This window comes from Acidiluteibacter ferrifornacis, from assembly GCF_009909615.1.
GTDB lineage: Bacteria > Bacteroidota > Bacteroidia > Flavobacteriales_E > Vicingaceae > Acidiluteibacter > Acidiluteibacter ferrifornacis.
In genome coordinates, this window is sequence record NZ_WWNE01000003.1 from 258,158 (window position 1) to 283,337 (window position 25,180).

Here is a 25,180-nt window from a genome sequence, read left to right on the forward strand (position 1 = left end):
TTAATAAATTACAGTTGGCTTAATTAAAATATTCAAACGAGTGCTCCGTTTATCTCTGATTTGCTTGCCAAAAAACCACTTAATAACAGGTATTCTAGCTAATAAAGGCAAGCCCGAGCTATTGTTTCTAGTTGACTTCTCTTCCAATCCACCCAACAATATCATTTCTTGATTTTTCACCCTCAACACAGAGGTAAAACTTCTGGTTACTGAATTCGGTGGCGCCTCCGGTACTGTTCGATCAGTAAAGTCAGATTGGTTAACTGAAATCTCCAAGGTAATTTGATTATCACCACTTACGATAGGCTTTATGTCTACAGACAAATCCGCATTTACTGGAAGATATTGGCGGGTGAAGACTGTTTGCGGATTTTGAGTGCCAATTACATTACTGGTCTCTTGCACATAATATTGTGTACTTCCAATACTTAAACTTGCTTCGGTACCATTTAGCGTCGCTAATTTGGGAGTCGATCGAATGTTAACGATTCCATCGGCTTCCATGGCTTCCAACTGCAAGTAAAAATTAGGAGTCACTTTACCCAAGTTGACCGAACTTCCAAAATCCAAATCCACCAACATTTTGTTAATGGCAGTTGCACCAAAGTCATATTTTGTTTCTGGTGTAATCGTCCCACCACTTGAAAGCGGTTGATAACCAACTCCTGCACTTAATCCAGTTCTCAAAAGCCGAGTTTTAGAATAATCAACTATTATGACTTCTATTGCTATCACTGGCACTACTTGATCCAAAAGTTTTATAAATGCAGCCAATTCATCAATCACTGGTGCAGACCCGCTCAACACTAAACTGTTTAGTTCAGGAAATTCCTTGATTTCAATGTTTGTTTTTAAATCAGTTGGAATGTGCTCCGTCATTTTATCCACGGTTCTGTGTTGCAATGGATAAACAATCGTTTTTCTTAACCCTTCATTCTTTCTTTCTCCAATCAAATAAATAGCATCACTTAGTAAATAAGTGTAATTGGTTCCTAAAAACAAGGCGTTTAATAGTTGCTCATAGGATTGATTCACTAGCTTCAATGAAGCTACTCCTGTGAGTTTGTTCTGAAAATAGTAATTCACATTTAATGCAGTAGAAACTGCTTTTATCAAATCTTCAATGGGCACTTGCTCGGCTTGCAGTGTAATGTCGTTAACTCCATTCACTTTAAGGTTCAATCCTTTTACAGGCTCTGTCAGTTTATCTAAGTTACTAATTCCTTGCATCCTACTTGCTCCATCCGCTGTTGATTCAAGTGTACGAACATAATAAATCCCCTCTTTCGTTTCTATTGATAAATCGGTATTGAAAGCAATCGTGCTCATGGCTTTCTCAAAGGGCATATCCATTATGAACAGACTGATATTTCTATCTTTCACTTGTGGTGAGATCACTATATTTTTGCCAGTTTTTGCCCCTAACTTTTTGATTAATTCAAAAAGCGACACTTCTACAATGTCTAATGATAGTCTTTGCTCTTCTTTAAGATAGGTTATGTCTAGTCGTTTTTGATTAATTGCTTCCTTGGTTGGGGCTTGATACTTACTAATAGCGATAATATTGCCTGTAAACTGAACGTCTAATTGGTAGGTTTTAGCTAAAAAAACAAGCATATCAGCAACAGAGACATTTGCAAAATTATTCGTTAAAGAGATATTTAGACTCGGATCAACACTTATGTTCAAGCTGTTGGCATTGGCAATTCCTCTCAAAAATTCTTGAATACTCACATTGCTCACCGACAATTCTACATTTTCCAATAAGCCAGGATTATCAACCTTCAAGGTTTCCAACGTATTTGAGATTTGTTGAATTCTATTCTGTTCATTCTCTTGAGTAAACCCAATTGGAAGAAAGAGCACATTCAACAACAACAAAAGGACCACTCCCTTACTATACAATTTATTCTTTTTCATTGATTATTAGTAGTTAGTATGGCATAAATCTCCTCTATCGAAGTTTCTCCATTAGCAAATAGTTGAAATGCATTATCGCTCAATGTTTCTATTCCCTTCTCTTTCAGCAGTTGTTCAATATTAAAATCATTTTGCTTGATTTTCTGTGAGATTTCTAAATCTACAGGAATTATTTCATAAATCGCCTTTCTTCCCAAATAACCTGAATAGTAGCACTCCTCACAACCAACCGATTGATAATGCTCTTGAACTGTTTTTGGAGCTTTAAAAGTACTTGGAAACAGCGATTCATTAAAAGGTGCTACTTGCTTGCAATTGGAACACAGCAATCGAACCAACCGTTGTGCAACAGAAGTATTTAAAGTACTCGCCAATAAAAAGGATGGAACCCCCATATCAATTAATCTGGAGATGGTTCCCCATGCTGAATTAGTGTGAATAGTGGACAATACCAAATGACCAGTTAATGCTGCTCGAATAGCCATCTGAGCTGTTTCTCCATCTCTAATTTCACCTAGCATAATTACATCAGGATCTTGACGCAAAAAAGAGCGCAAAGCACCTGCAAAGGTTAACCCAATATTCTCCTTTAGCTGAACTTGGTTGATTCCTTCCAACGTATATTCAATTGGATCCTCTACGGTTAGAATGTTGGTTTTGTCTTCATTCAGTATCTTGAGAGTAGCATATAAAGTGGTCGTCTTACCTGAACCAGTAGGTCCACTGATGAGTATAATTCCATGTGGTTTTTTAATCCCTTCTAAATAGCTTGCTAATTGATCTTGCTTAAAACCTAATTTTTCAATATTGATGTCTGTGGCATCTTTACTCAACAAACGCATCACTATTTTTTCTCCGTGAAGTGTTGGTAAAACCGATACCCGAATATCAAACTTTTGTTGATTCCGATTAAAACTGATTCGACCATCTTGTGGCAACCGCTTTTCTGCAATATCCAAATTGGCCATGATCTTCATCTTGTTAATAATGGCAGGATAATCCCCCTTTTCAATTACATAACGCTCCAATAACTTTCCATCTATTCGAAAACGAATTCTGCAACGGTCTTCATACCGTTCTATATGGATATCACTGCTATCTATGGAGTCTGCTTCTGCGATTAATTGAAAAATAAAATCTTCAGAATTGGGATTAAAATTACCCCTCACTTGATTGTCTTTTCGAGCACTCTTTCGGTAATACTTGCCCAATGCTGCATTGATCACTGTTGAAGGCATTAGCTCCACAGAGACCTTTACTCCCAATAACATTTCTAGCGCTTCTTGGTGAGTAGCACCCCAAGTGCTTTCATTGGCGTAGAATACCATCGCTTTTTCACCATTGGATTTAGGAATGATGCCATAATGCCAAGCCTGATCAGTAGTGATTAGCTGTAATAAATCAGTAGAAAGGGTTATCTCGGTTGTGTGCTCCAAAATAGATGTAGTTTATGAGTAGGTCGTCGTTAAGTGGGTTAATATTAAACAAAAAGGCATTCAATAACAAGGCTATAACAAGCAATACAGATAGCCAACCGGCCAATGGAACAGTAGTTATAGCTAGCTGACCAAATGTAATAAGAATTGCGTGAAGTAACCCGATTAAAATTAAACTTATAACAAAAAACAAAACAAAATTAAGGGGACTGAATACTGGAGTAATGGCCAAAAAAAATAGGAAGTCTCCTAACCCAAAGTGCTGTTTAAAAATATTGATCCACTTTTTTTCTTTCAAGCTGAAGTACAGGCTGACAATCATTAAATTTACAACCACAAAAAGGGTGCTAATAGCGACATTCTTTACTATTTCTATACTTGATGCTTCCTGAACCGATTGAACGAAAAATAGTAGAAATAAAAGGGGCGGCCAAAACCAATAAATTTGACGGGATTTAAAATCTTGAAAAATAACGCCGAATAAAGGAACACAAGCTAGGATGAAATACCCACTCATTAATCTTTTTGGGTTTCAATGAGTTTTTTGTCTTGATCAATTTCCCATACATTGAAAACGCCATCTCCATCAAAATCTACTATTGCAGTAGCCCGAACTTTAAAGGCATTGGAAGTAACAGAAACCACCTCTATTTGATAATTGGCAGTACCGCCATTTGTTACCAAAGGCGACTGCTCAAAACCCAAATCATCAAAGTTCTCTGTGTATTTAGAGTAGGTATAAAAATACGTTTTCTCCAAGGTATGAATGTGCTCCAACTGCAACTGCGCTTCTGTACCCTTTGCTTTAGAGATCAATGGCATTAAGCGAGGCAGTGCCAACAAAATAAGAATGCCCACAATTACCAATACCACCAATAGTTCTGTAAGAGTAAATGCGTTTAGCTTTTTTGGAGTAATATTTAAGTTCATTTTAGCGAATATGTATGGATTGCTTCAAATATACTACTTTATGTAATTCTTGGGTTAAATAAGAACTTTTCTAGATTTAATTGACGACTCACAACTCTATTATTCTACTTCATAAAATAAAACCACAAATTCGTGTGAAAAAAACATTCTATTTTCACAAAAAAAGACCTCTACCCTTTTATTGACAAGCCATTCAACCCGTTTTAAGCGACAATTGGGACACGACTATTATTTCAACTTGAATGGAGTGCAAATTGAAGGCCCTCATTCAAAATTAAATAATAATCTACACTCAACTCTAATTATTCAAAGAACTCTTTTTAAGGTTTCTAATCTTTTAAAATCTCAAAAGCTACCTTTGAGACACTACCTAATGGCAAGATAAATGCTTTAAATCTGCCTCTTAATAACACCTAAACACGCGAAACAATCGCGCTGGAAAGGTGAAAATATTCAAGTTAACAAATTAGCATCCAAAACTTGTTTATATAGTCTATTGTTATTAAAATCAGCTAAATCAAAAAACTCTTCTACTCGAATTGATTCTTTTAGCATAAAATACATAGTCAATAATATTTCGATATTCCCTGTTCCATGTCCTGTGTAATGTTGCAAATGCTTAATTTCCTCGTAAGAAACTTTTTCTCTATTGTTAGTTTTGCAAGAATTAATCTTAAACCAAGTTCCATTAGGTATATCACTATCTGTTGAATTTCCTCTAAAGAAGTTAGGAATAATACTATCTTCATTATTTAACTCTTTTTTACCTACAATTTTCCAAAAGCCTTGTTTTAAGGAAGGTCGAAGACCAGCAACTAAAATTGGCGATATCAATAAGCTTGTTAGCAGATCAAAGTCAACTACTTCACTACTCGAACGTATACTATAAACTTTTAATATATCGGGATAACTAACTTTTGAATCTAGTTTTTGAACATCAATATATTTTGCAAATGCATAACCCAAATTACTTAAAAGTGGAATGGCAATAACAGCCCCTGATTTTAATGTTTTCATTTTATAAATTATTTAAATATCGAATAGCCTCCTTATAATATTCCATTAATTTAGGATTGTTTATACTAATACTATTAATTTTATTATCTAAGTATTTTAATCCACCAGCAGCATCAATTTTTAGCTGCTCTAATCCTCTAGCAGCAGATTTTGATAAACCTGAATAAATTTCATCAATAGATGTAAATCGGTCACTATGCTGTATTACTCTATTTTTAAAGTTTTTTGTCATGCCCCAGTAAGTATCTCCATTTTTTGCAATTGCTTTATAAACACTGTATGTTTTTGAAGCCGCTTTTGCAAATCCAACATCTGGTGCGAATCCCCCTCTGGGTGCAAGACCTATAGCTTTGCCATCATAATTATACTTAATGCCATTTTCATGTCCATTAGTTAAAAAATATTCTATTGCACCTAATACACCTTCATAAGGATCTCTATCAGCATAAATATTTATATTTATCTTATAATTATTCACAGATCTATAAAAATAATCAGTATGCGTAAGTCGCTCATAATCTCCTGACCCAACCCAAGCCTCTCTCTTTTTAACTAACTCCAAATTTGCATTATTCACCGCTTCGGGGGTTACAAATCCGTTTACTCGCTGCCTATCAATCAACATTCCTATTTGATCCGCGGTACACGTTGGACATCGGTCATAAAATTCATCTATATAAGCAAAAGTTGAATGTTGATCACCATTAAATCCTTCACCATTCCCATGTTCTTCATCCCAGCCTCCATCAGGGTCTACAGCACCAAATGGGTTATTGCTCATGGCCATATATGGGCTCAGGTGCTGGCGATAAGGGTCGGGGGTTAGCCAACTGCCCAATCGGCTGTCGTATAATCGCAGTTCAAAAGCGTTAAAGCTTGTTTCTCCATCTACTTGTTGCCCTTGGTAACCTTGCTTATAGGCCGCAGTATTGGCTATGCTCCTGCCCGGCATGGGTGATCCAAAGGGGTAATAATCTTGCATACTCAGCAAATTGATTTCCGATTCTCCATTTTTTTCTCCTTGTATGGTGGCTCGTATGTTTCCCAAATGGTCTTTTAAATGGTATTCTATCTTTACAACAAAAAAGATCTCTACCCTTTTATTGACAAGCCTTTCAACCCGTTTTAACCGACAATTGGGACACGACTATTATTTTGACTTGATTTGAGAGCCATTTAAGGGCTCTCATTCAAACCTAAATAATAATCTACACTCAACTCTAGTTATTCAAAGAACTCTTTTTAAGATATCTAACTTTTTGAAATCTCAAAGGCTACCTTTGGAACACTACCCTTTATGATATCTAAAATCGCCCTTGATTTTGCAACATTTTCAATATCCATCCAAGGTTAAATAATAAGAAAGCTAATAAAGGAAATAATATAGCACCAAGCCTCCTCTTTCCTTTTAATTCCTTCTCATACTTTTCCAGTATTCCTTTATACTTTCCTTTATGAACTAATAATAAGTATAACAAAATTATTAGAAAAAAGAACAGAAAAATAGATATATACTTGAAAATATTCATATTAAGAAATTCTTTAGGCACAAAAAGGATCCCAAAAAAGAAAATACTGAAATAGTATAACATAAAAGTAAATACTATAATTAGCATAGAACTAAATGGGGCAATATCTCGATTACCTAATCTTACTTGAAAACTATAATACTTACAATATAAATATTCTAAAAATCTCATATTTTATGGTTTATTTCCTCATAATCCCTAATAAAATAATAGACAATAATATTAAGCCCAAAACACTAAGAGAGTATACAAGAAAATACCTAACTTTTGACTCAGAGTATTTTTCTAATAATATTTCATATCGATTGTTCCTAAAAATAAGAAGATAATTTAATAATAAAAATAAAGTACCAAATTCTATAAAAAAGGTTAGTGAACCATCTAAAAGCCTCAATCCAAACAAGTCAATATTAAACTTAGGTAATTCAATTAGTTTAAAATATTTTAACCACATTACAATTAAAGCCAGGTTTAATGAATGAATAAAAGTTATATAAATAAATATCTTTGATTTCCAATGCTTTTCATTTGGATGATTTTTCCTTATACTTCTTATTGCATCCGCCCAAACTAAATAATACCAATTCCTCATATCCTATTCAAATATCCTATTCAAACCATTTTTTATCGTTATTACCAAACCACTTACTAGGTCCGTATAATGTACCTAAATCCCAGGACATTCTCCAAACACTATAGATACCTGCCGCCTGTCCTACAATTGGTATGGAATATCCTGCATAACCAAGCCCAGTTGCAGTTAATCCTGAAATACCAACACCAGCATCTAAATAATTAATTGCAGTTAGGTCTCCATTTATTATATCATTAACTACACTACCAGTTGTAATTAAACTTCCTGCAAAACCTAATTTAGAACCTATTCCTTTTACTCCATATGTTTTAATCCTAGCTCTACTTCCTCCATTCCAACCTGAAGAATACATTTTGGGACTAATATTCCCTTTTGCTCCATTAGTCAACCTGAAAGTAGAACCTGATTGACTTAAAAGCACACCTGTAACTTCTGTGAACTTCCCTGTATTAAGAAGTTCATCACCGTATACATCACCGCTTCCATGACCTGAACCAAAAAGGTCAACAGCAGTAAATTCAGTAAAAATATCAATATCTCCCGATGCGATAACTTTCATATTTTTTGTATCCAGACGCTTAAAATGAAACTTACTGTCAGTAGTATATCCGTCCTTCCAAAACCCAAACTCTCCTGTTTTAAAACGATATTTCAATTCCACATTATTTCTTAACTCATAATTGTCAGAGATACCTTGCAAATACGCTATATGATCACTCACCATTGAATACTGATTCTCAAATGCAACAGACACTCCACCATTACTACTCACATACCCGCCTCTACTTGCACTATTCGGGTCTGGCTGTCCATACCCAGTAGTTTCATCATCAAAGCCTCCATCAGGGTCTATAAAGCTAAACGGATTATTACTCATGGCCATATAAGGGCTCAGGTGCTGTCGGTAGGGGTCGGGGGTTAGCCAACTGCCCAATCGGCTGTCGTATAATCGCAGTTCAAAAGCGTTAAAGCTTGTTTCTCCATCTACTTGTTGCCCTTGGTAACCTTGCTTATAGGCCGCAGTATTGGCTATGCTCCTGCCCGGCATGGGTGATCCAAAGGGGTAATAATCTTGCATACTGAGCAAATTGATTTCCGATTCTCCATTTTTTTCTCCTTGTATGGTGGCTCGTATGTTTCCCAAATGGTCTTTTAAATGGTATTCGTAAGTTCCATCCGATTGGTTGTACATTCCCAATTGGCCTGCTCCATAAGTAGGCAAAGAGATAGTACTAGTAGCGGTTTGCTCAAAAGTATACTCTTGGTTAATCACTGCCATCAAACTACCAGTGTGGTTTCGGATATACACTTGCTCTGATGAAAGATAGAGCTCACCTTCTCCACTACCTGGGCCTTCACCTTCTCCCGAACCTTCTCCCTCTCCAGTGCCTTCTCCTTCTCCGCCTCCTCCACTTGGAGCTGAAAAAGAGTACAATCGCTTCATCAGCCGCGTCCCTCGCTCATCATAAATGTATTCAGCTTTTTTAATCGTTTTCTCGGCATCGGTATAAATGGTGGTGGTTAAATTACTACTGTTGTATTCCATGTAATTTTCTTCCAACTTATCTTCTACGAGTCTGCCACCATTGTCATAGATATAATTATTAGAGGCTTGGTTTTCTAGATCTCCTGCATAATTAGTGGTTGTGGCTACTGCATCAGTTACATATTGCAACTGATTCCCAACCCTATTCAAGACTAAATTGTCCATCGCTAATCCAGAAGTGTTGTTTCCATTCCGTTTTAGTTCTGTCAAGTTTCCGTTCCAATCGTGTTTAATTCCCCATACTTTATAATCGTTTCTATAAGTTGGGGTAGGTCCAGAATACACATTGGGTTCGGGCACTTCTGAGGTATTTTGAATGCCTTTATTTGCAGTTGTAATGGTTCCAAACACGGCTGCTATTAGTCGATTTCGTTTATCGTATTCAGGAGCATAAATGAGTTGGTTGCCTTCAAACTCTGGAGTAGCCGAATGTACTTGTGTTCTGGTTTGCCACCTAACAGCCGCTATATTTCCATTATGCCATCCTTCATCCACTTGCAATTCTCCCGATGGAAACGCATACGAATGTTTGGTGTAGCTTTGGATTCCAGTATTATTCCTTATGTAATCATTTTTGTGGTAATCCAAGGTCATTCCAAATATATCTTTCTCAAAGTTGGCATGCGGCGAACCAGCAACCCCATCTTTTCCGGGGTCTCTTGATGCAGCCGCCGGGTTATTGATGCTCTTGAGCTGCCCATTAATGGTGTAAACGTAATCAATCCCTTGCAGCTCTTCCCCCAGCTCTTCCCGTTTCAATGGGCCGTGTTGGTAGTATTCGTAAGCCGCATTTTGCTGATTCACAAATTCATTCTCTTCATTCTCAGTAGAGGTGATTACATTAGTTAACCTTCCATTTGCATCGTAGGCATATTGATGCACAAAATGCTCGGCTGCAACTTCCCTTTGGTAATCTACTAATTCAATATTTCCTTGAGCATTATAGGTGTAATTGATCGTAAATAATTTACCGAGTGCATGCACACTTTGCACTGTCCAACTGATTCTGCCACGTTGATCATATCCGTACCAGCTAGTTATATTTTCATTGGCTGTTCTGGTCACTTTTCCTTTTAAAAACTGATGCTTGTAACCAGTTAGGGCTACAGGAAAATCACTGCTTTTGATATCATAATCGATAAAATGTCGTTCGAGCTTCTGAAAATTGGCATTTTCTCCAAAGCGATCATCTAACAAATCAAGGGTGCTAGTAAATCCAGGTGAAATCACCCTAGGATCAACCTGATTTTCAAACTGGACAGTTGATGCTAAACCACCAGTAGGTTTACTTCTACCAACTCCTGTTTCTACTACTCTACCTCTATTGTCGTAATCAACGTAACTAAAACTACCATCTACAGCCTGAACACTGCTTTGAGTAAATTTCAATCGATGTTGACTGTCGTAAGTAAAATATTTAGTTCCTTCATCTGGAGTCTTCTCTCTAGTTAATTGTCCGTAAAAATTATAGTTAAATGAGGTTACTCCAGGATCAATATAATTTGGTGGATCAACTTTAGGTGCTATGTTAAACTCACCCTTCAAAAGGGCTCCAAAATAGCCAATAAGGCTTTGGTAAGGATCATTGTAGTCAAGCGGAGAATATACATCCAAAAAAGCCTCTCGGTAAGGAGCATACCTAATTTCTGTAACCACTAATCTAATCTTACTATAGCTCAAAATAAAATCATTATCCAACTCTCCTTCATAAACGGATTGTCCATTTAAGAATAACATGGTTGCACAAGTACAATCATATTTAGAATCTACATAAAGCGTCTTAGATGACACTTTGGGATATTTTTGCTTGCCTAGACTCTCTCCTTCTAACAAATCTACTGCCTCCCATTGCGATGATGCACGGTTAAAGGCTTGAGATTCTATCACCAGACGAAAAGTACCTCGTTTTTTAATATATCTACCATTACATTTTATAGGGCCTGGATTCCTACCACCATCTTTAGGAGGGGGACATGAACCTCCAAAATCGGTTCCATCCTCACCACAATTCCAAACTCCATCATTACAATGTCGATCGGGATAAAAACAATAATCCGGATCAGTTCCAATGACTAAGCTTCTCCAACCTGAAAAAGCAACTCGATCTACATTACCACTGATTACATCCATTGGTTCAAATGCGGTATTAATTGTTTCAGGCAACTTAAACCCTCCGTTTTGAGCAACATACTCATCTAATTTATCATTGTATTCTACGGCCTCTAGAGGTTCATCAGTCAAAATTTCAGGTTTTATTGGAGTTCCGTATACCAAATCCTCAACAAAACGCGACAATTCATACTCTTCATCTAAATCCTTAAAATAAGTATAATCAGGGTCGAAATCATCATCTCCACCTTCTCCCTCACTCTCGCCTTCAACTTCAGGTCCAAGAATTACTTCAACTCCCGTATCAGGGTAATCACATTCCGGTTCTTCGTCAGGTCGATAATGCGAAGCTCCTGCCATTAGTTTAAAAGAAAATTTATAATCCCTCAAAGTTTCACTTGGAAATGTGCAATCCAATTCCATTGAAGTTTTTAAGACTAAATCATTCTCATTTGATTCTCCAATAATATTCCTTATATATGTAGGCGAAGCTTGACTTGGATTATACACACTAATTTCATTAAAGCTTTCGTCAACTATTTCAGGGTTATAGCTTGGACATCCTACAACAGAAGGAGGAACAATGTTAATCAAATATCCCTCATAGTCATACGAATAAAGCGTCCAATCACTATAATCTGTTACTACTTTCACCTTTTGAATAGGCAATCTTTCTTTAGGCAAAAATTCTATTCCTTCATAGCAACTCAGTAGACTCGAATCAAAAGAAAAGCTGATCCTCAAAAATCGAGAGGTGTTAGCATAATTATTAATAAAAACTACTTCGTTAGTAACACTAGGGTTGTAAAGAAAATCCTGATTCTCGATTAATTTACGTCCTGTCATCAAATCAGTTAAAATAATTTTAACATGGTCTTGAGGTTGCATAGGAGCACAATGTATATTAGGAACTTCTTGAGCTCTTAAGTTTATTTCAAAAAATAACTGCCCATTTTTAGGTACATGAATGTCCTCTGATTTGTGCTTTACGTAATCCAAATTAAATCGATTTACTTGCGGGTTGCAGACACTTTCTAATCCACTGTAACATTTCGCTACTATTGCCCCTGATGAGTTCGAATAAGCTATTTCTTCTAATCCATTTTCATCAACTGTAATTGTTTTAAAAGAACGTACTCTATTCGGAAGTATATATTTTAACTCTCTTGAATCAGCAGTGTAAAATATACGCTTTTCTTTTCCACTCCCCATTTTATTATTTATTCCTGCTTTTGCAGCCAGAATTGGTTTACTCCTAAGATCATTAGAATATACCACTCGACTATAAGGAAAATTTGAAGCAGGGACGTAGGCCTCCTCATCGTTTTGATTACTGTAATACCATCCTAGAGTTCCTTTAATATCATTACTTACAGCTGATGGATTAAATTGCTCACCTATTAAATTATTAGAAGTATTTGGTTGATCAAAGTCGTCTGCCAAAAACCTTGTCCCAACCCCATTACTCATAAAATCAGGACAATACATTTCAGTAGTCCCAGTATATATTGGAGCCACTAAAGATTGAATAGCTGCTCTACCAAGATGATCATAAATGGTTTGTTGAGCCAATACTCTATTATTTTCCAGATCTTTAGTCAACACTTGTTCTGTTCTACCTAATTTATCCTTATAAACTTGTACATAGGAAATCACATCGCCATTGTCATCATATACTTTTTGTATTTGATAATTTTTATCATCTTGCGATACTTGAGTAACCTGGGCTAGCAATCCAATTGACTGAATGACAAACAACAGACATAAACTTAAATATTTCATTTTAGTATTCATAAGAGTAACTATTTAGGATATTGGTTAGTAGTCTCTAGTATTATTTTCTCACCTAGCTCAGTTTCTCTGTAGGATCTCACTACTGCTCCAGCAGGATTATACTCAAATCTTGAATAAAAATTTTCATTATCCAAAACAAATAAAGGTAGTTCTCTTCTATAATCGTAAACAAAAGCCTCAACCTCTGCATCAACGGGTTGCAATCTAAAATCATCGAAATACGCCAATTGACTATCGGTGTTTTTACAACTTACAGTGATTCCATGATTGGAGTTTGGTGTGGTAAAGTCTTCAGGTACTTCAAAATTCACCTTCATTAATGCCCAGTCACCGATAATAAGATTTTCACTGTTTGATTTAGTAACTGAAACGGAACTACTAAAGGTCTGACTCAACGAAATCCCATCGATTATTACCTCCAAAACAGCATTAGTTGGACTAGAGGTATGCACCCAAACAGATGCCTCATAAGTTCTTCCTGGTAAAATACCCTGCTCTACTACTTCATCATTCACATTTGCAGTAGATCGTTTAACACTATATTTTAGCGTTTCTCCATTTGCAATCCTTGCAACATAACTGCCAGTGTGACCATGAATCCCAGAATTTTGAAAGTCTGTTTGTGAGTTCGCAATCCCTGCTGAAGAATATATTTCATTATCATAATAATTATCTTCCTCTTTATACTCGAAGCTGGTATGAAAAAAGCTAGCATAATTTGTCATTGTGCCTTTTGCAACCACAAACAACTTGCTGCTCGCAATTTTGTTCGCTTGATAGTTATCAGAACCATCTTTAGACTCTAGTATATTGTGATTCTCATCAAATAAAGTAAAATTCATTTCAAGATCCCAATTCTCAGGCAAGGTCTCTCCATTTGATTGATAAGACTTGACTGCAACCCATTTTTTGTTTAATTGACTAACATATTCATACTCCCCAGCAGTCGTTTTAAATTTTCTGCATTTAATTGTATTTGAAAATATATAATTTGCATTGGTATGTTTTTCTACCCCAGTTTTTACTAAACTAGGAACTACTAACTGGTTTGTATTATTTGGATTATCAATTTTGGACCCCATACTAGAGTATTCATTATATGCAGGTAGTTTTAAAGTTCTATACCACGGGCTTGCAGTGTTATTTGAAAATAAAACGCTGGTTGTAAGACCCGTTAACTTATCGATATCACTAAACGCCTGAAATGTATTTACATTCCCTTCCTCTACTGCAATTTCTTTCAAAAAAACATTACGTTCTTTCTTAATAAAAGCTCCCTCAAATGTAATAGCCCCACTATAACTATTAACATTTTCTCCTGAAAAACGATAAAAAACCTCTTCCATTGATCCATAATCACTACCACTCAGTCCACTGCTATATCTATAAGTAGTTTTAGAGAGCTGATTGTTATTTCTATCATATACCAATGTTGATATTGGTCTTCCATATTTACCAATATCTTTTAAAAATGACATCACATAACTATACTCTCTACGATTTATAGCTCCAGAAGACTGTTCATATGTTAACTTTTTCCCTTGTGTTATACTCATCCTATACCAATCAGAATTATTAAAAAAGGTATATAATTTCTTTCCAATTGTGTTTTCAACTTCATTAGTATTCACTGATAATCTTCTAGGTATAACCTCTACAGAGTCATACCCTACACTCGAAATAGGAGAAAAACGGTCTACTTGAGCGAGCGCTGGACTTGAATATGAATGAAAATTATTATAATACTTCATACTCGAAGTAGAGAATGAACCTGGCTCTCTTCCAACAAATCCGTTTTTATATTTAAAATCTAAAAAATACTCTTCTTCACCTGTAATAGTTGGATTAAGGTAGCTTATTGATTTTACTCGAACGCCTCCACCGTAGGCTTTTTTTAACTTAAAAATAACAAGAGCTTTAGATCCATTTATTATTGTGGTTGACCGGTCAGTTCCGTTAGGATCACATGCTCTTGCGTACGAATTATAGTTAGGAAGTTCTAATATTTCATTACTTAAATTCGAAATTAAAGATAGATTACCCATTTTTGAAGTAGAGTAATTTAAACTTCCAGGTTTTTGGGCGCATTTTAGGCTAAACAATACTTTAACCTCCTCTACATTTGACCCATTATTTGTAAAATATCCATCTAGCCTATTCATTATTAAACTCTTGAGACTCCCACTCTCATTTTGAAAAATATTAGCCTTAAAAAAACGAGATGGAGTATAGGTCCCTCCTAAATTTGAACCTACTCTAGTATAGTCGTCAGATTCATAATCTATATTTATCACCCCTTGTGTTGGGAGTTGAATTGACTTTAATGACCAAGCATCTGAAAATGAAATATTATCATCAGTTAAAAACCCTTCGAAAGAGGATAAACTATTTGGGTATCTAGCATCTGATAACATTAAGTTACGATAAGTCCCAAAATAGTCCTTCCCTCTGTAATCATAATTTGGATTTCCATCGTCTTGATTAAAAGCATTGGAACTTTTCGGATCCCTTGTATATTTAAAATGAAATGATTCCACATTCTGTGACTTACTATGAATCTTTTTTCTTTTGTAGCCATAAAAAGTAATACCGTTCAAGGTCAACTTTCCTAAATGATCATTTACACTATTATTACTAACGTAATTTAAAACAGGATTAGAATATATTTCAACATTATTATTCTCCATTTGAACCACCGAACTATGATTATATCCAAAATTATTATAGACTCCTTTAGCCAAAGAGTAATTGGTATTGAAACTTATGGAACTTAAAATATATTGGTTAATCCTAGCTGAATCTGCTACATAGTCCGTATATTTCAACACCTTATCTAAATTTAAATAACTCCCTAAAAAAGGATGACTTGGATAAGTTGAGGAATAATTTGAAAAAAGATTCATATTATCTACGTCTTCATTATCTAATATTATTATTTCCTTCAAATATAGTTTCGGAGTTATACTACTGTTTAATGGGTTTGGTGCACCAATGGCATCATTCCTAATATCTTTAATTAAAAAAGCTGTTTGCGTCGCAGTCTTAATGTAGTTGGGATAATACAGTTCGTTCACTTCATTTGTAATAGATGCTCGATTAATCAACTCACCTTCATCTCTAAAAAGTTTGGTTTTAGAATGATTCCAGAACTTTTTATAGCCTTTGCTAAAATTATATCCATAATAAGGAATTCTTTCAATGTGTTGTGAATTATCTTTTGTCCATTTACCATACTTAATTGAAATCCAATACCCAAGATCTCCCTCATCAGGAAAACTATTTTGATTAACATCAATATAATCAGGACCAGTAATTGCAGTTAATTTCCAAGAATTTGCGTAAGGTGATTGGCTATGTATGAGTGTTTTATAACTTTCAACAGGTACATCATCACAATATTCAGTCTGTTCTGTTAATGGAGCTCCAACCGAATTAACTTCGAATTCCTGAATTTGATATGCGCTAGTATAAACTGGAAGAGAATAATGATAGACCATACCATCAACATCAGTAATTCTATATGCCCCTATCCCATTTGGAACATTCGAAACAGCCTTGCCTCTTATTGAATAATCAGGCTCATTCTCACCCAAAATAATAGGAATTTCCAACTCTAAGAATCCCTCAATATAATCAGAGGTATTACTAGAATAAAAATGGTTGCGAATTTCTTGGTTTGTAAAATATTCAATTACCCTCCCTCCGCTTACACGTTGTTTCTCATCAGAACGCGCAGGATTATAATCTCCTGTGTAATCTTTAATTCCAATTTGTTGGGGATCTTTTACGCATAAATCAAATAAATTGGAATTATTTGGCCAACTATAATTACTTCCATGCTTACCACTTTCCAACAATAAATATGTAGTCTCATTATAATATGGTACTTCGACCTTAGAAAGTCCTTCACCTAAAAATCGAAATTGAGCACTCTTTGTAAATCTTTGAAAACCAGGATATAGTTGGCTGCCCCCTTTCTCATTTACAAATAAAGACGCATAATCAAATAAGTAAGCTTTAAATTCTCCTCCAAAGCCAGGTGCTGATGCGTAAAAATTGTCGTAATCAGGATAATAAAAACTCGGGTCGCTATCTGATTTGACATTTTCCCTACTCGTCATAACATCCATCCGATGTTCATCTATATGACAATCGTCATAAATCAGGCCTGTTCTCAAAGGAAAATCTTTAAAGTAAATTGGTCCATATCCATATACCTTCTCAATAATCTTATTGTGAAAAACCTGACCATCTTCTTTACCATCCATAAACTTAACTACACTACCTCCTAACCAATCATCTGGGTAACCGTTAACATTTCTTACTATTTCGCCTATATCCAAATCCCATCCCAAACCAACCCAACTAGCCTCTTGGTCAACACCAATACTACTTCTATAATTCAATACAAAAGGAAAACTTTCTCCATTTGGGCCTTTCAATGAATTGAGTGGAATACTATAGTTTAAATCCCCAGTGAACTTATCTACATGTTTTTCCAGATCTAAGGCAATTGGAGAGTCTTGTCCTCTTAATTGCAGAAATTGAATTAGTATAATCACTATCAAGGTTAGGTTTATTTTTTTCATTAGTAATTGATATATTAAAAAAAAGACAATGCTAGAATTGATGAATTAGTTTGTGAAATTCGGAGTTAACATCTCCCTCTATTTCAAGAAAGTAAATCCCTCTCCCAAATCTTACCAGATCAATTTGGTGAATATTACTTTGAATTTTATCTGTAAGAATCAAACGACCATTCAAATCATAAACTTTAATCTGTTTTGGACTTTGTAGAAATTGACTTTTAATAGTGAATTTACCATCGGATGGATTTGGAAATATTACATAACTATCTTGAGGTCTCTCATGAAGGTCTGTAGTTATTGTATTAGATAATTCAAAATCATCTATAGCAATATCAGAATAAAACCCCTTTCCAGTTATCGCTCGAAATTGAAGATTTACGATTTGACCATTAAAAGGAGAGAGATTAATTTTAGACTGAAACCAACTTCTTCCTTGATTGCCTATAATTGGTGGAATATAATCTTTGAATAGAACACCATTAGCGATAACATCAATATGTAATGCACCCATATCTGAACCCCACATATGATACCAAAAGCTTGCCTCAACGGTTTCTGTTGGTGCAATATCAATACATGGTGATAAAAGAATAGCTTCACTATTAAAACATTGAGTAGCTTCTGTGTATAAATATTTACCTGCACTATTATTGAGGGTATGATTAGAAGATGGTCCAGTACCTGAAGAAGGTGTAGTAAAATTAATTATTCGGTAATCAATGTCATCCCATGTTAAATTAGTTGGATTAATCCAACCTTGACTCAAATTACAACTTATCTGTTCACATAAATTCCCCGTGCAAAATACGAATGAATCAAAATTTTGCACGTGCGGAGAAGTAATTATTTGGCTATTGGAATATAAATTAAACTTAAAGTCGAGGGTATCATCAGGAACATAGAAACTCGTAGAATCTATATATATTTTGAGCGTATTCAAACCTGATGGAATTGTTTCAATATTTGAAAAGTAAAAGATTGCCGAATCTCCACTTAAAATAGTCCCAGGGAATACTTGACTCACAAATGGCCCATTATTTAAACTATAACTCACTCTGGGGTTATGTTTTGTTACTAAGCCGTTGTTCTTAATTGTCACTCCAATATTGTGATTATTATAATCTTTGCAGTCAAATATTGCAATCCCACCTGGGTCAGATCTGGTTAATTCTAAATTGTCAGGAAAAGTGCAATTAAAAACAGTTGTACCTTTTTCAATCGCGTAAGAACGAATCCCTTTAAATCCATTTATAATGGGTTGAACAGCAAACCATCCTTTCATCGAAGATGGGTAAGGAAGTTTTACGAAAGTATCAGTCACAGTAATAATGGAATCCATGTATTTGTTACCCAACAAAGAAATCTCGTAAGAGGTCGCACCAACAACTTTGTTCCATTCTAATACAAAGTTGGATGGACAAATAGACGTAATATTAACGTTTCGAGGGTAATCCATAATAGCAAAATTCGAAATCGTAGTGCTTTGGTTATTCCTTGAAACCCGTATTATCCCATTGGGTGAATGGACATCAGGAGTGTTTAAAGTTTTTACTCGACTATTATCAGGGATTGAATCCGCTAATTTTAGCCAGGTCAATCCATTATCAATTGATAATTCAATTTTAAAAAATCCAGTTGTATCATAGGATTCCCAGCAATACGATTCCAAATTGTTGGGTTTTATAACGTCTCCTGGCAAGGGATGGGTAATTACAATATCCTTGTATTCAAAAACATAAGTAACAAAGTAGTCCTGAGAGCCAACTGGAATAGAACCCCCTTCGACCCTAAGTTCATAAAGTCCTGAATTCGGATTATTTATCACTACCTGTTCTGCATTATTTAATGTATCCAACCCAGGTACAGCAGGTGTAAAATATAGTGACTGAGTAGTAGGAGAAGAAAGGTCTATAACCAATGGCAAATAAGTCACCCCACTTTTATACACTGTAAGATCTAAATCATTCACCAAAGCCTTACCTGAGTTCACCGCTGCTTCTTTATCATTCCAATACAGCATTACTTTCACTTGTTTCACCCCACTTGGGATATTCAAATAATGAGTCTTATTGAATCCGTTATTGATAGAATCAGCGAAATATTGATTTTTCAATAAAATATCTGAAGCTCTTTTAGCATTAAGATATCCCCAACCATGCCTAAAATCGGGTCCTACATAAAGTTTATCATCATCAGCAGAATTCAGAAGGATACTTTTCATTAAACCCGATGGAGGCATTTGTCCATTATTGTGATCCATATACATTTCACTAAGAATTGCAATTGTTCCATTAACTATAGAAGTTGATTCAATACCATCGTAACCTCCACCTGAAATGCTTGACATATAGGAATTGTTGGTATCCAAGTAAAATGAAGAACTAACATCCACACTAATATCAGGTTTAATTCTTCCATCTAATGTTGGACCATATGCATTTAAACCCTTTACCACGGCATCATGACCGTTTGTTGAGGCAATTCCATTTTTGCTACTTGTAAATCCACCAGCGATGCTTGCAACTCTTGCAAAACAGGCAAAAGCTAGTTGATGCCCCGCAAAAAATGAATAATTGACAAATCCAAAATCATTTGATTGCCTATCGACTAATTGTGAATTGAGATTGTATCCTAAATTACAAAAATCATATTTTGTGGTACTAACTACGCTAACTCCCGAATTTAATATTGTATTGGGTAAGTCATAAACGGCGTTATTTCCAAGAGAAAACCTCAGGTCTGCTCCCCAAGCTCCAGTTTGAAGCAAGGGAAAAAAGTTTCCACTACCTCCACTAAGACCTGCTACTAGAAGTGATCTTAAACTCATTTGGCTATTCCCTTGGTTCGTGCCAACCCGATTCTTTAGATCTATATGCGGCCATGGGTAACCATCCTCACCAATAGCAATGGTAATACCATTTCCATTATAATTGTTACCAACTAGATTAGATTTGTATAACCAGTTCAATTTATTTAATTTGTTTATTTGGGTACCAATACTAGAAGGTGGTGAACTTTTTGAGAAATTGAGTTTTTCTCTTTCTTGTAATATTTTCGGCTCTATTATTTTTATCAAAGGATGAGAGATCAAACCTAAAATGTCTTTCTCTTTAACAGTTAGGGTTGTTAAATTTAAATAAGCATATTGGTCATTTATTTGTCCATTCACTTTCTGAATAAGCATTTCCAAGTCTTGCTCATTAAAGTCTGAGTGAGATTGAATTACCACCTCGACAGAATCTTCTCCATCGTAGGTTCCATTCACCAAATCAATTGGTAGGTTATTTAATTTATAGATAGGCTTAACAGTAAATATGGAATTTACAGAATAGTCTTTCAATGTATTCAGCTTTAAACCAGACTTGATTTTACAGTAGTAAACTTTATTGTTTATGTAACTATCAATAAAAAACCCCATTAGCCTCAAATCTAATTTAGCTTGCTCATCAGGCAATCGCTCAAAATGGACATACACATAGTAGTGATTATTGTACTTTGAATCTTCTAAATCCTCATAACTAATGGTTTCAATATTAGATTCAATTGGATAATATCCTGACTTTAGATTTAAAGTTTGAGCGAAAGAAGTTGTTAAAAATAGTAGGAATAAGAAAAATGAATTGAGTTTTAAGGCCATTTAATCCAGATTTAGTAAGTAGGTATTTAATTAACAAACATAAATTAAAAAGATTAAAAAATGTTAGGTTTTGTTAAAAAACAAATGTTATTTTTTTGGTATCAAAGGTTTTAGAGAGAAAAATATTCGTTCTAAATTAAATTGGTCTTTATTACTCCACTTTCTGCCTAAATTCGATTCGTAAGTAAAGTCCTCGAAAATCATTACGAAATGAAGTTTATTGCCCTTTTTAAGCCTATTAATCGAGTCTTAAATCAAAGTTGAAAATTGCCCATTCCTGTCAAAGCAACTCCAATCACATTTAATACAATAAAAAAGGGAACATTAACTCTAAAACGCTAATGCTCCCTAGTAATGAAATAATAAATGCCTAATAATTTAAATTAGGAGATAGCCACCTTTCAATCGTAGATTCAGGAGTGGCTTTTCTGATGGCGTAATCTTTAATCTGATCTTTTCCAATTTTACCTAGTCCAAAGTATTTTGCATGTGGACTAGCAAAATAAAGTCCACTTACTGCAGCAGTTGGATACATTGCAAAGCTTTCCGTTAATTCAATTCCGGTGTTCTTTTCTGCATCTAACAAATCAAAAATAATCCGTTTCTCAGTATGATCAGGACAAGCAGGGTAGCCCGCCGCAGGACGAATTCCTTTATATTTTTCTTTGATTAAGTCTTCGTTTTCTAACTGCTCAGTGGATGCATATCCCCAAAACTCTTTTCTCACTTTAAGGTGCAATAATTCTGCAAAAGCTTCGGCTAATCGATCCGCTATAGCCTTCACCATAATGCTATTGTAATCATCATGTTCGGCTTCAAACTGCTCAATATACTTTTCAATGCCTAACCCAGTAGTTACTGCGAAACCTCCAATATAATCTAACTTCCCACTATCCTTTGGTGCAATAAAATCAGATAAACTTAAATTCGGAACATTAGGTGCTTTTTTATTTTGTTGCCTCAATGTATGAAGAGTTGTTTTTAATGTTTTGCCATCTTCTTCATATACTTCTATGTCATCACCATCGGTATTGGCGGGCCAAATTCCATACACCCCATTGGCTGTCAACCAATTTTCCGATATAATCTGCTTTAACATAGTTTGAGCATCATCGTAAACTTTACGAGCCTCCTTCCCAACAAACTCGTCTTCGAATATTTGCGGATACTTTCCTTTTAGCTCCCATGTACTAAAAAAAGGAGTCCAATCGATATATCTAGATATCTCTTCTAATGAATAGTTCTCCAGTGTATGAACACCCAAATTTTTAGGTTTTGATATTTCAGCCTCATTCCAATTGATATTCAATTTATTTGCTCTTGCCTCCTCAATACTGATGTATTCCTTGTGAGCCATACGACCTTTGTGAGCCTCTCTCACCCCATTATAATCAGCGTCTAATTCTGCCAAAAACACTTTTCTTGCTTCTTCGTTGTCGCTTAAAAGTGTACTTGCAACGGGAACACTTCTCGAAGCATCCAAAACATGTACTACAGGTTGAGAGTAATTCTCAGCTATCTTTACTGCTGTATGTGCTTTTGAAGTTGTTGCACCTCCAATTAATAATGGAATTTTAAATCCAAGTCGTTCCATTTCGCTAGCTACAAAAACCATTTCATCTAATGAAGGAGTTATCAATCCACTTAACCCTATCATATCCACTTGATGCTTTTGTGCCTCCTCCAAAATTTTCTCACAAGAAACCATTACTCCAAGGTCAATGACTTCAAAATTGTTACAAGCCAAAACAACCCCTACAATATTTTTTCCAATATCATGAACATCACCTTTTACGGTTGCTAATAAAATCTTTCCATTATTCTTCTTCTCTCCTCCACCCTTTTTCTTTGCTTCTTCAATGAAGGGCAATAAATAAGAAACCGACTTCTTCATTACCCGAGCACTTTTCACAACCTGAGGTAAAAACATTTTGCCTGACCCAAACAGGTCACCTACTATATTCATACCGTCCATCAACGGCCCCTCGATCACCTCCAATGGTTGCTCATATTGAAGACGAGCTTCCTCACTATCCGCATCAATGTATTCAACAATTCCTTTTACTAAAGAATGTGCCAATCGCTTTTGTACCGACTCATTTCTCCAACTTTCATCTCTTACTGTTACTTTGCCATCTCCTTTAACCGATTCTGCAAAATCAAGCAATCGCTCAGTCGCATCTTCTCTTCTATTGAGAAGCACATCTTCAATTCGCTCTAAGAGGTCTTTAGGTATATCTTCATATACTTCAATCATTCCCGCATTTACGATTCCCATGTCTAATCCATGTTGAATTCCGTGATATAAAAAAGCAGAGTTCATTGCCTCCCGAACCACATTATTCCCTCTAAATGAAAAGGAAACATTACTCACGCCTCCACTAACAAGAGAACCTGGTAAATTTTCCTTTATCCATTTAGTTGCTTTAAAAAAGTCAACCGCATAATTATTATGTTCTTCTATACCAGTTCCAATCGTCAAAATATTGGGGTCAAAAATGATATCCTGAGGTGGAAAACCAACGCTTTCAGTCAGTATTTTATAGGCACGTTCACAAATCTCTATTCTTCTTTCATAATTATCTGCTTGTCCATTTTCATCAAACGCCATAACAATAACAGCAGCACCATACTTACGCACTAATCTCGCTTGCTTTTTAAAGTTCTCTTCTCCTTCTTTAAGGCTAATAGAGTTTACAATTGACTTACCTTGAACACATTTTAATCCAGCTTCAATTACTGACCATTTTGAGGAATCTATCATAATTGGAACTCGAGAAATCTCGGGGTCAGAAGCAATCATATTCAAGAAGGCTGTCATTTCCTCCTCTGACTCTAGCATTCCTTCATCCATGTTCACATCGATAATCTGAGCGCCTCCTTCAACTTGTTGTAAAGCGACTGCTAGAGCATCTTCGTATTTTTTCTCCTTTATTAACCTAGCAAACATCTTTGATCCAGTAACGTTTGTGCGTTCTCCAATGTTTACAAACAAAGAATTCTCATCAATGTACAGCGGTTCCAATCCACTAAATCTGGTGATTTTAGGCTGAGCTTTGGCAACACGAGGCGGATATTTTGCAGCTATTTCTGCTATCTTTTGGATGTGCTCAGGAGTTGTACCACAGCAACCTCCGATAATATTTACCATTCCATTTTTAATGAAATCTTCAATAAACCCACCCATCTGATCCGGAGATTCATCATATTCCCCAAAGGCATTTGGTAGACCCGCATTGGGATGCGCACTGACAAAAACTTCCGTTTGTTTACCAATATTTAATAAGTAAGGCCGCATATCCTTTGCTCCTAAAGCACAATTGAATCCAACTGATAGTATTGGCATATGAGAAATAGACACTAAAAAGGCCTCAGCAGTTTGACCTGATAAAGTTCTACCACTAGCATCCGTTATCGTTCCAGAAATCATAATGGGAACTTGCACTCCCTTTTGTTTAAAAACAGTGTCTATTGCAAAAAGAGCAGCTTTTGCATTCAATGTATCAGTGATGGTTTCAATCAACAATAAATCTACACCACCATCTAATAAACCATTGGTTTGTTCTTCAAAAGCGGTTACTAATTGATCGAAAGTAATCGCACGGAAACCTGGATTATTAACATCAGGAGACATAGAAGCTAACTTAGTAGTTGGCCCCATAGAACCGGCTACAAATCTCGGCTTATTGGGCTCTTTAGCAGTAAACTCATTAGCTACCTCCTTAGCTATTTTTGCAGATTCATAATTGATTTGGTATACATAATCAGCTAAATCATAATCTTCTTGAGCGATACTATTCCCCGAAAAGGTATTGGTTTCGACAATATCAGAACCTGCAGCAAAGTAGGCAGCATGTATGCCTTTTATGATATCAGGTCTTGTAATTGAAAGTAAATCGTTGTTACCTTTAATTGATTGATGATGATTTTTAAAAACCTCACCTCTAAAATCCTCTTCACTCAATTTATGGCGCTGAATCATAGTACCCATAGCACCATCCAACACTAAAATTCTCTCCCTTAATAATTCTTCTATCTTTCTCATAATTAAATAAAAAAAGCCCTTTTAACTGAAAGT

The 25,180-nt window shown here is 35.4% G+C and carries 10 protein-coding genes; all 10 read right to left on the bottom strand.

Going from position 1 to position 25,180, the window contains the following annotated elements:
* The gene (locus GQN54_RS01440; RefSeq protein WP_160631229.1) at nt 1–1,920 is read right to left on the bottom strand and encodes a type II secretion system protein GspD; all 1,920 of its coding nucleotides are present in this window, start codon (nt 1,918–1,920) and stop codon (nt 1–3) included.
* On the bottom strand, nt 1,917–3,356 hold the full coding sequence (locus tag GQN54_RS01445; protein WP_235932940.1) for a GspE/PulE family protein: 1,440 nt from the start codon (nt 3,354–3,356) through the stop codon (nt 1,917–1,919). The genes GQN54_RS01440 and GQN54_RS01445 overlap by 4 nt, the downstream gene beginning before the upstream one ends.
* A complete protein-coding gene (locus tag GQN54_RS01450; RefSeq protein WP_160631231.1) occupies nt 3,322–3,873 on the bottom strand; it encodes a hypothetical protein in 552 nt (183 codons plus the stop codon). Before GQN54_RS01450 ends, GQN54_RS01445 begins: the two co-directional genes overlap by 35 nt.
* The gene (locus GQN54_RS01455) at nt 3,873–4,286 is read right to left on the bottom strand and encodes a type IV pilin protein (protein ID WP_160631233.1); all 414 of its coding nucleotides are present in this window, start codon (nt 4,284–4,286) and stop codon (nt 3,873–3,875) included. The genes GQN54_RS01450 and GQN54_RS01455 overlap by 1 nt, the downstream gene beginning before the upstream one ends.
* Before the next feature lie 453 nt (nt 4,287–4,739).
* Complete coding sequence (locus GQN54_RS01460; protein ID WP_160631235.1) at nt 4,740–5,303, bottom strand: Imm26 family immunity protein; 564 nt, start codon at nt 5,301–5,303, stop codon at nt 4,740–4,742.
* 1 nt (nt 5,304) lies between these two features.
* Entirely contained in the window at nt 5,305–6,351 is a 1,047-nt protein-coding gene (locus GQN54_RS01465; protein ID WP_160631237.1) for an RHS repeat-associated core domain-containing protein, read from the bottom strand.
* Nucleotides 6,352–7,440: 1,089 nt separating this feature from the next.
* Nucleotides 7,441–12,876 carry an RHS repeat domain-containing protein gene (locus tag GQN54_RS01470; protein ID WP_160631239.1) on the bottom strand — a complete coding sequence of 1,812 codons (5,436 nt, stop codon included), beginning with the start codon at nt 12,874–12,876 and terminating at the stop codon, nt 7,441–7,443.
* 8 nt (nt 12,877–12,884) lie between these two features.
* Nucleotides 12,885–17,465, bottom strand: coding sequence for a hypothetical protein (locus GQN54_RS01475; protein WP_160631241.1), 4,581 nt, complete (start codon nt 17,463–17,465; stop codon nt 12,885–12,887).
* Between the two features lie 31 nt (nt 17,466–17,496).
* Nucleotides 17,497–21,102, bottom strand: a complete 3,606-nt coding sequence (locus GQN54_RS01480; protein ID WP_160631243.1) for a T9SS type A sorting domain-containing protein — start codon at nt 21,100–21,102, stop codon at nt 17,497–17,499.
* A 370-nt stretch (nt 21,103–21,472) separates the two neighbouring features.
* The gene (gene metH, locus GQN54_RS01485) at nt 21,473–25,147 is read right to left on the bottom strand and encodes a methionine synthase (protein ID WP_160631245.1); all 3,675 of its coding nucleotides are present in this window, start codon (nt 25,145–25,147) and stop codon (nt 21,473–21,475) included.
* Between the last annotated feature and the right edge of the window lie 33 nt (nt 25,148–25,180).

Excerpts from the sequence above, each read along its gene's own strand:
- GQN54_RS01480 (WP_160631243.1), bottom strand. The coding sequence starts at position 21,102 with ATGGCCTTAAAACTCAATTCATTTTTCTTATTCCTACTATTTTTAACA.
- GQN54_RS01455 (WP_160631233.1), bottom strand. The coding sequence starts at position 4,286 with ATGAACTTAAATATTACTCCAAAAAAGCTAAACGCATTTACTCTTACA.
- GQN54_RS01450 (WP_160631231.1), bottom strand. The coding sequence starts at position 3,873 with ATGAGTGGGTATTTCATCCTAGCTTGTGTTCCTTTATTCGGCGTTATT.
- metH (WP_160631245.1), bottom strand. The coding sequence starts at position 25,147 with ATGAGAAAGATAGAAGAATTATTAAGGGAGAGAATTTTAGTGTTGGAT.
- GQN54_RS01475 (WP_160631241.1), bottom strand. The coding sequence starts at position 17,465 with ATGAAAAAAATAAACCTAACCTTGATAGTGATTATACTAATTCAATTT.
- GQN54_RS01460 (WP_160631235.1), bottom strand. The coding sequence starts at position 5,303 with ATGAAAACATTAAAATCAGGGGCTGTTATTGCCATTCCACTTTTAAGT.
- GQN54_RS01470 (WP_160631239.1), bottom strand. The coding sequence starts at position 12,876 with ATGAATACTAAAATGAAATATTTAAGTTTATGTCTGTTGTTTGTCATT.
- GQN54_RS01440 (WP_160631229.1), bottom strand. The coding sequence starts at position 1,920 with ATGAAAAAGAATAAATTGTATAGTAAGGGAGTGGTCCTTTTGTTGTTG.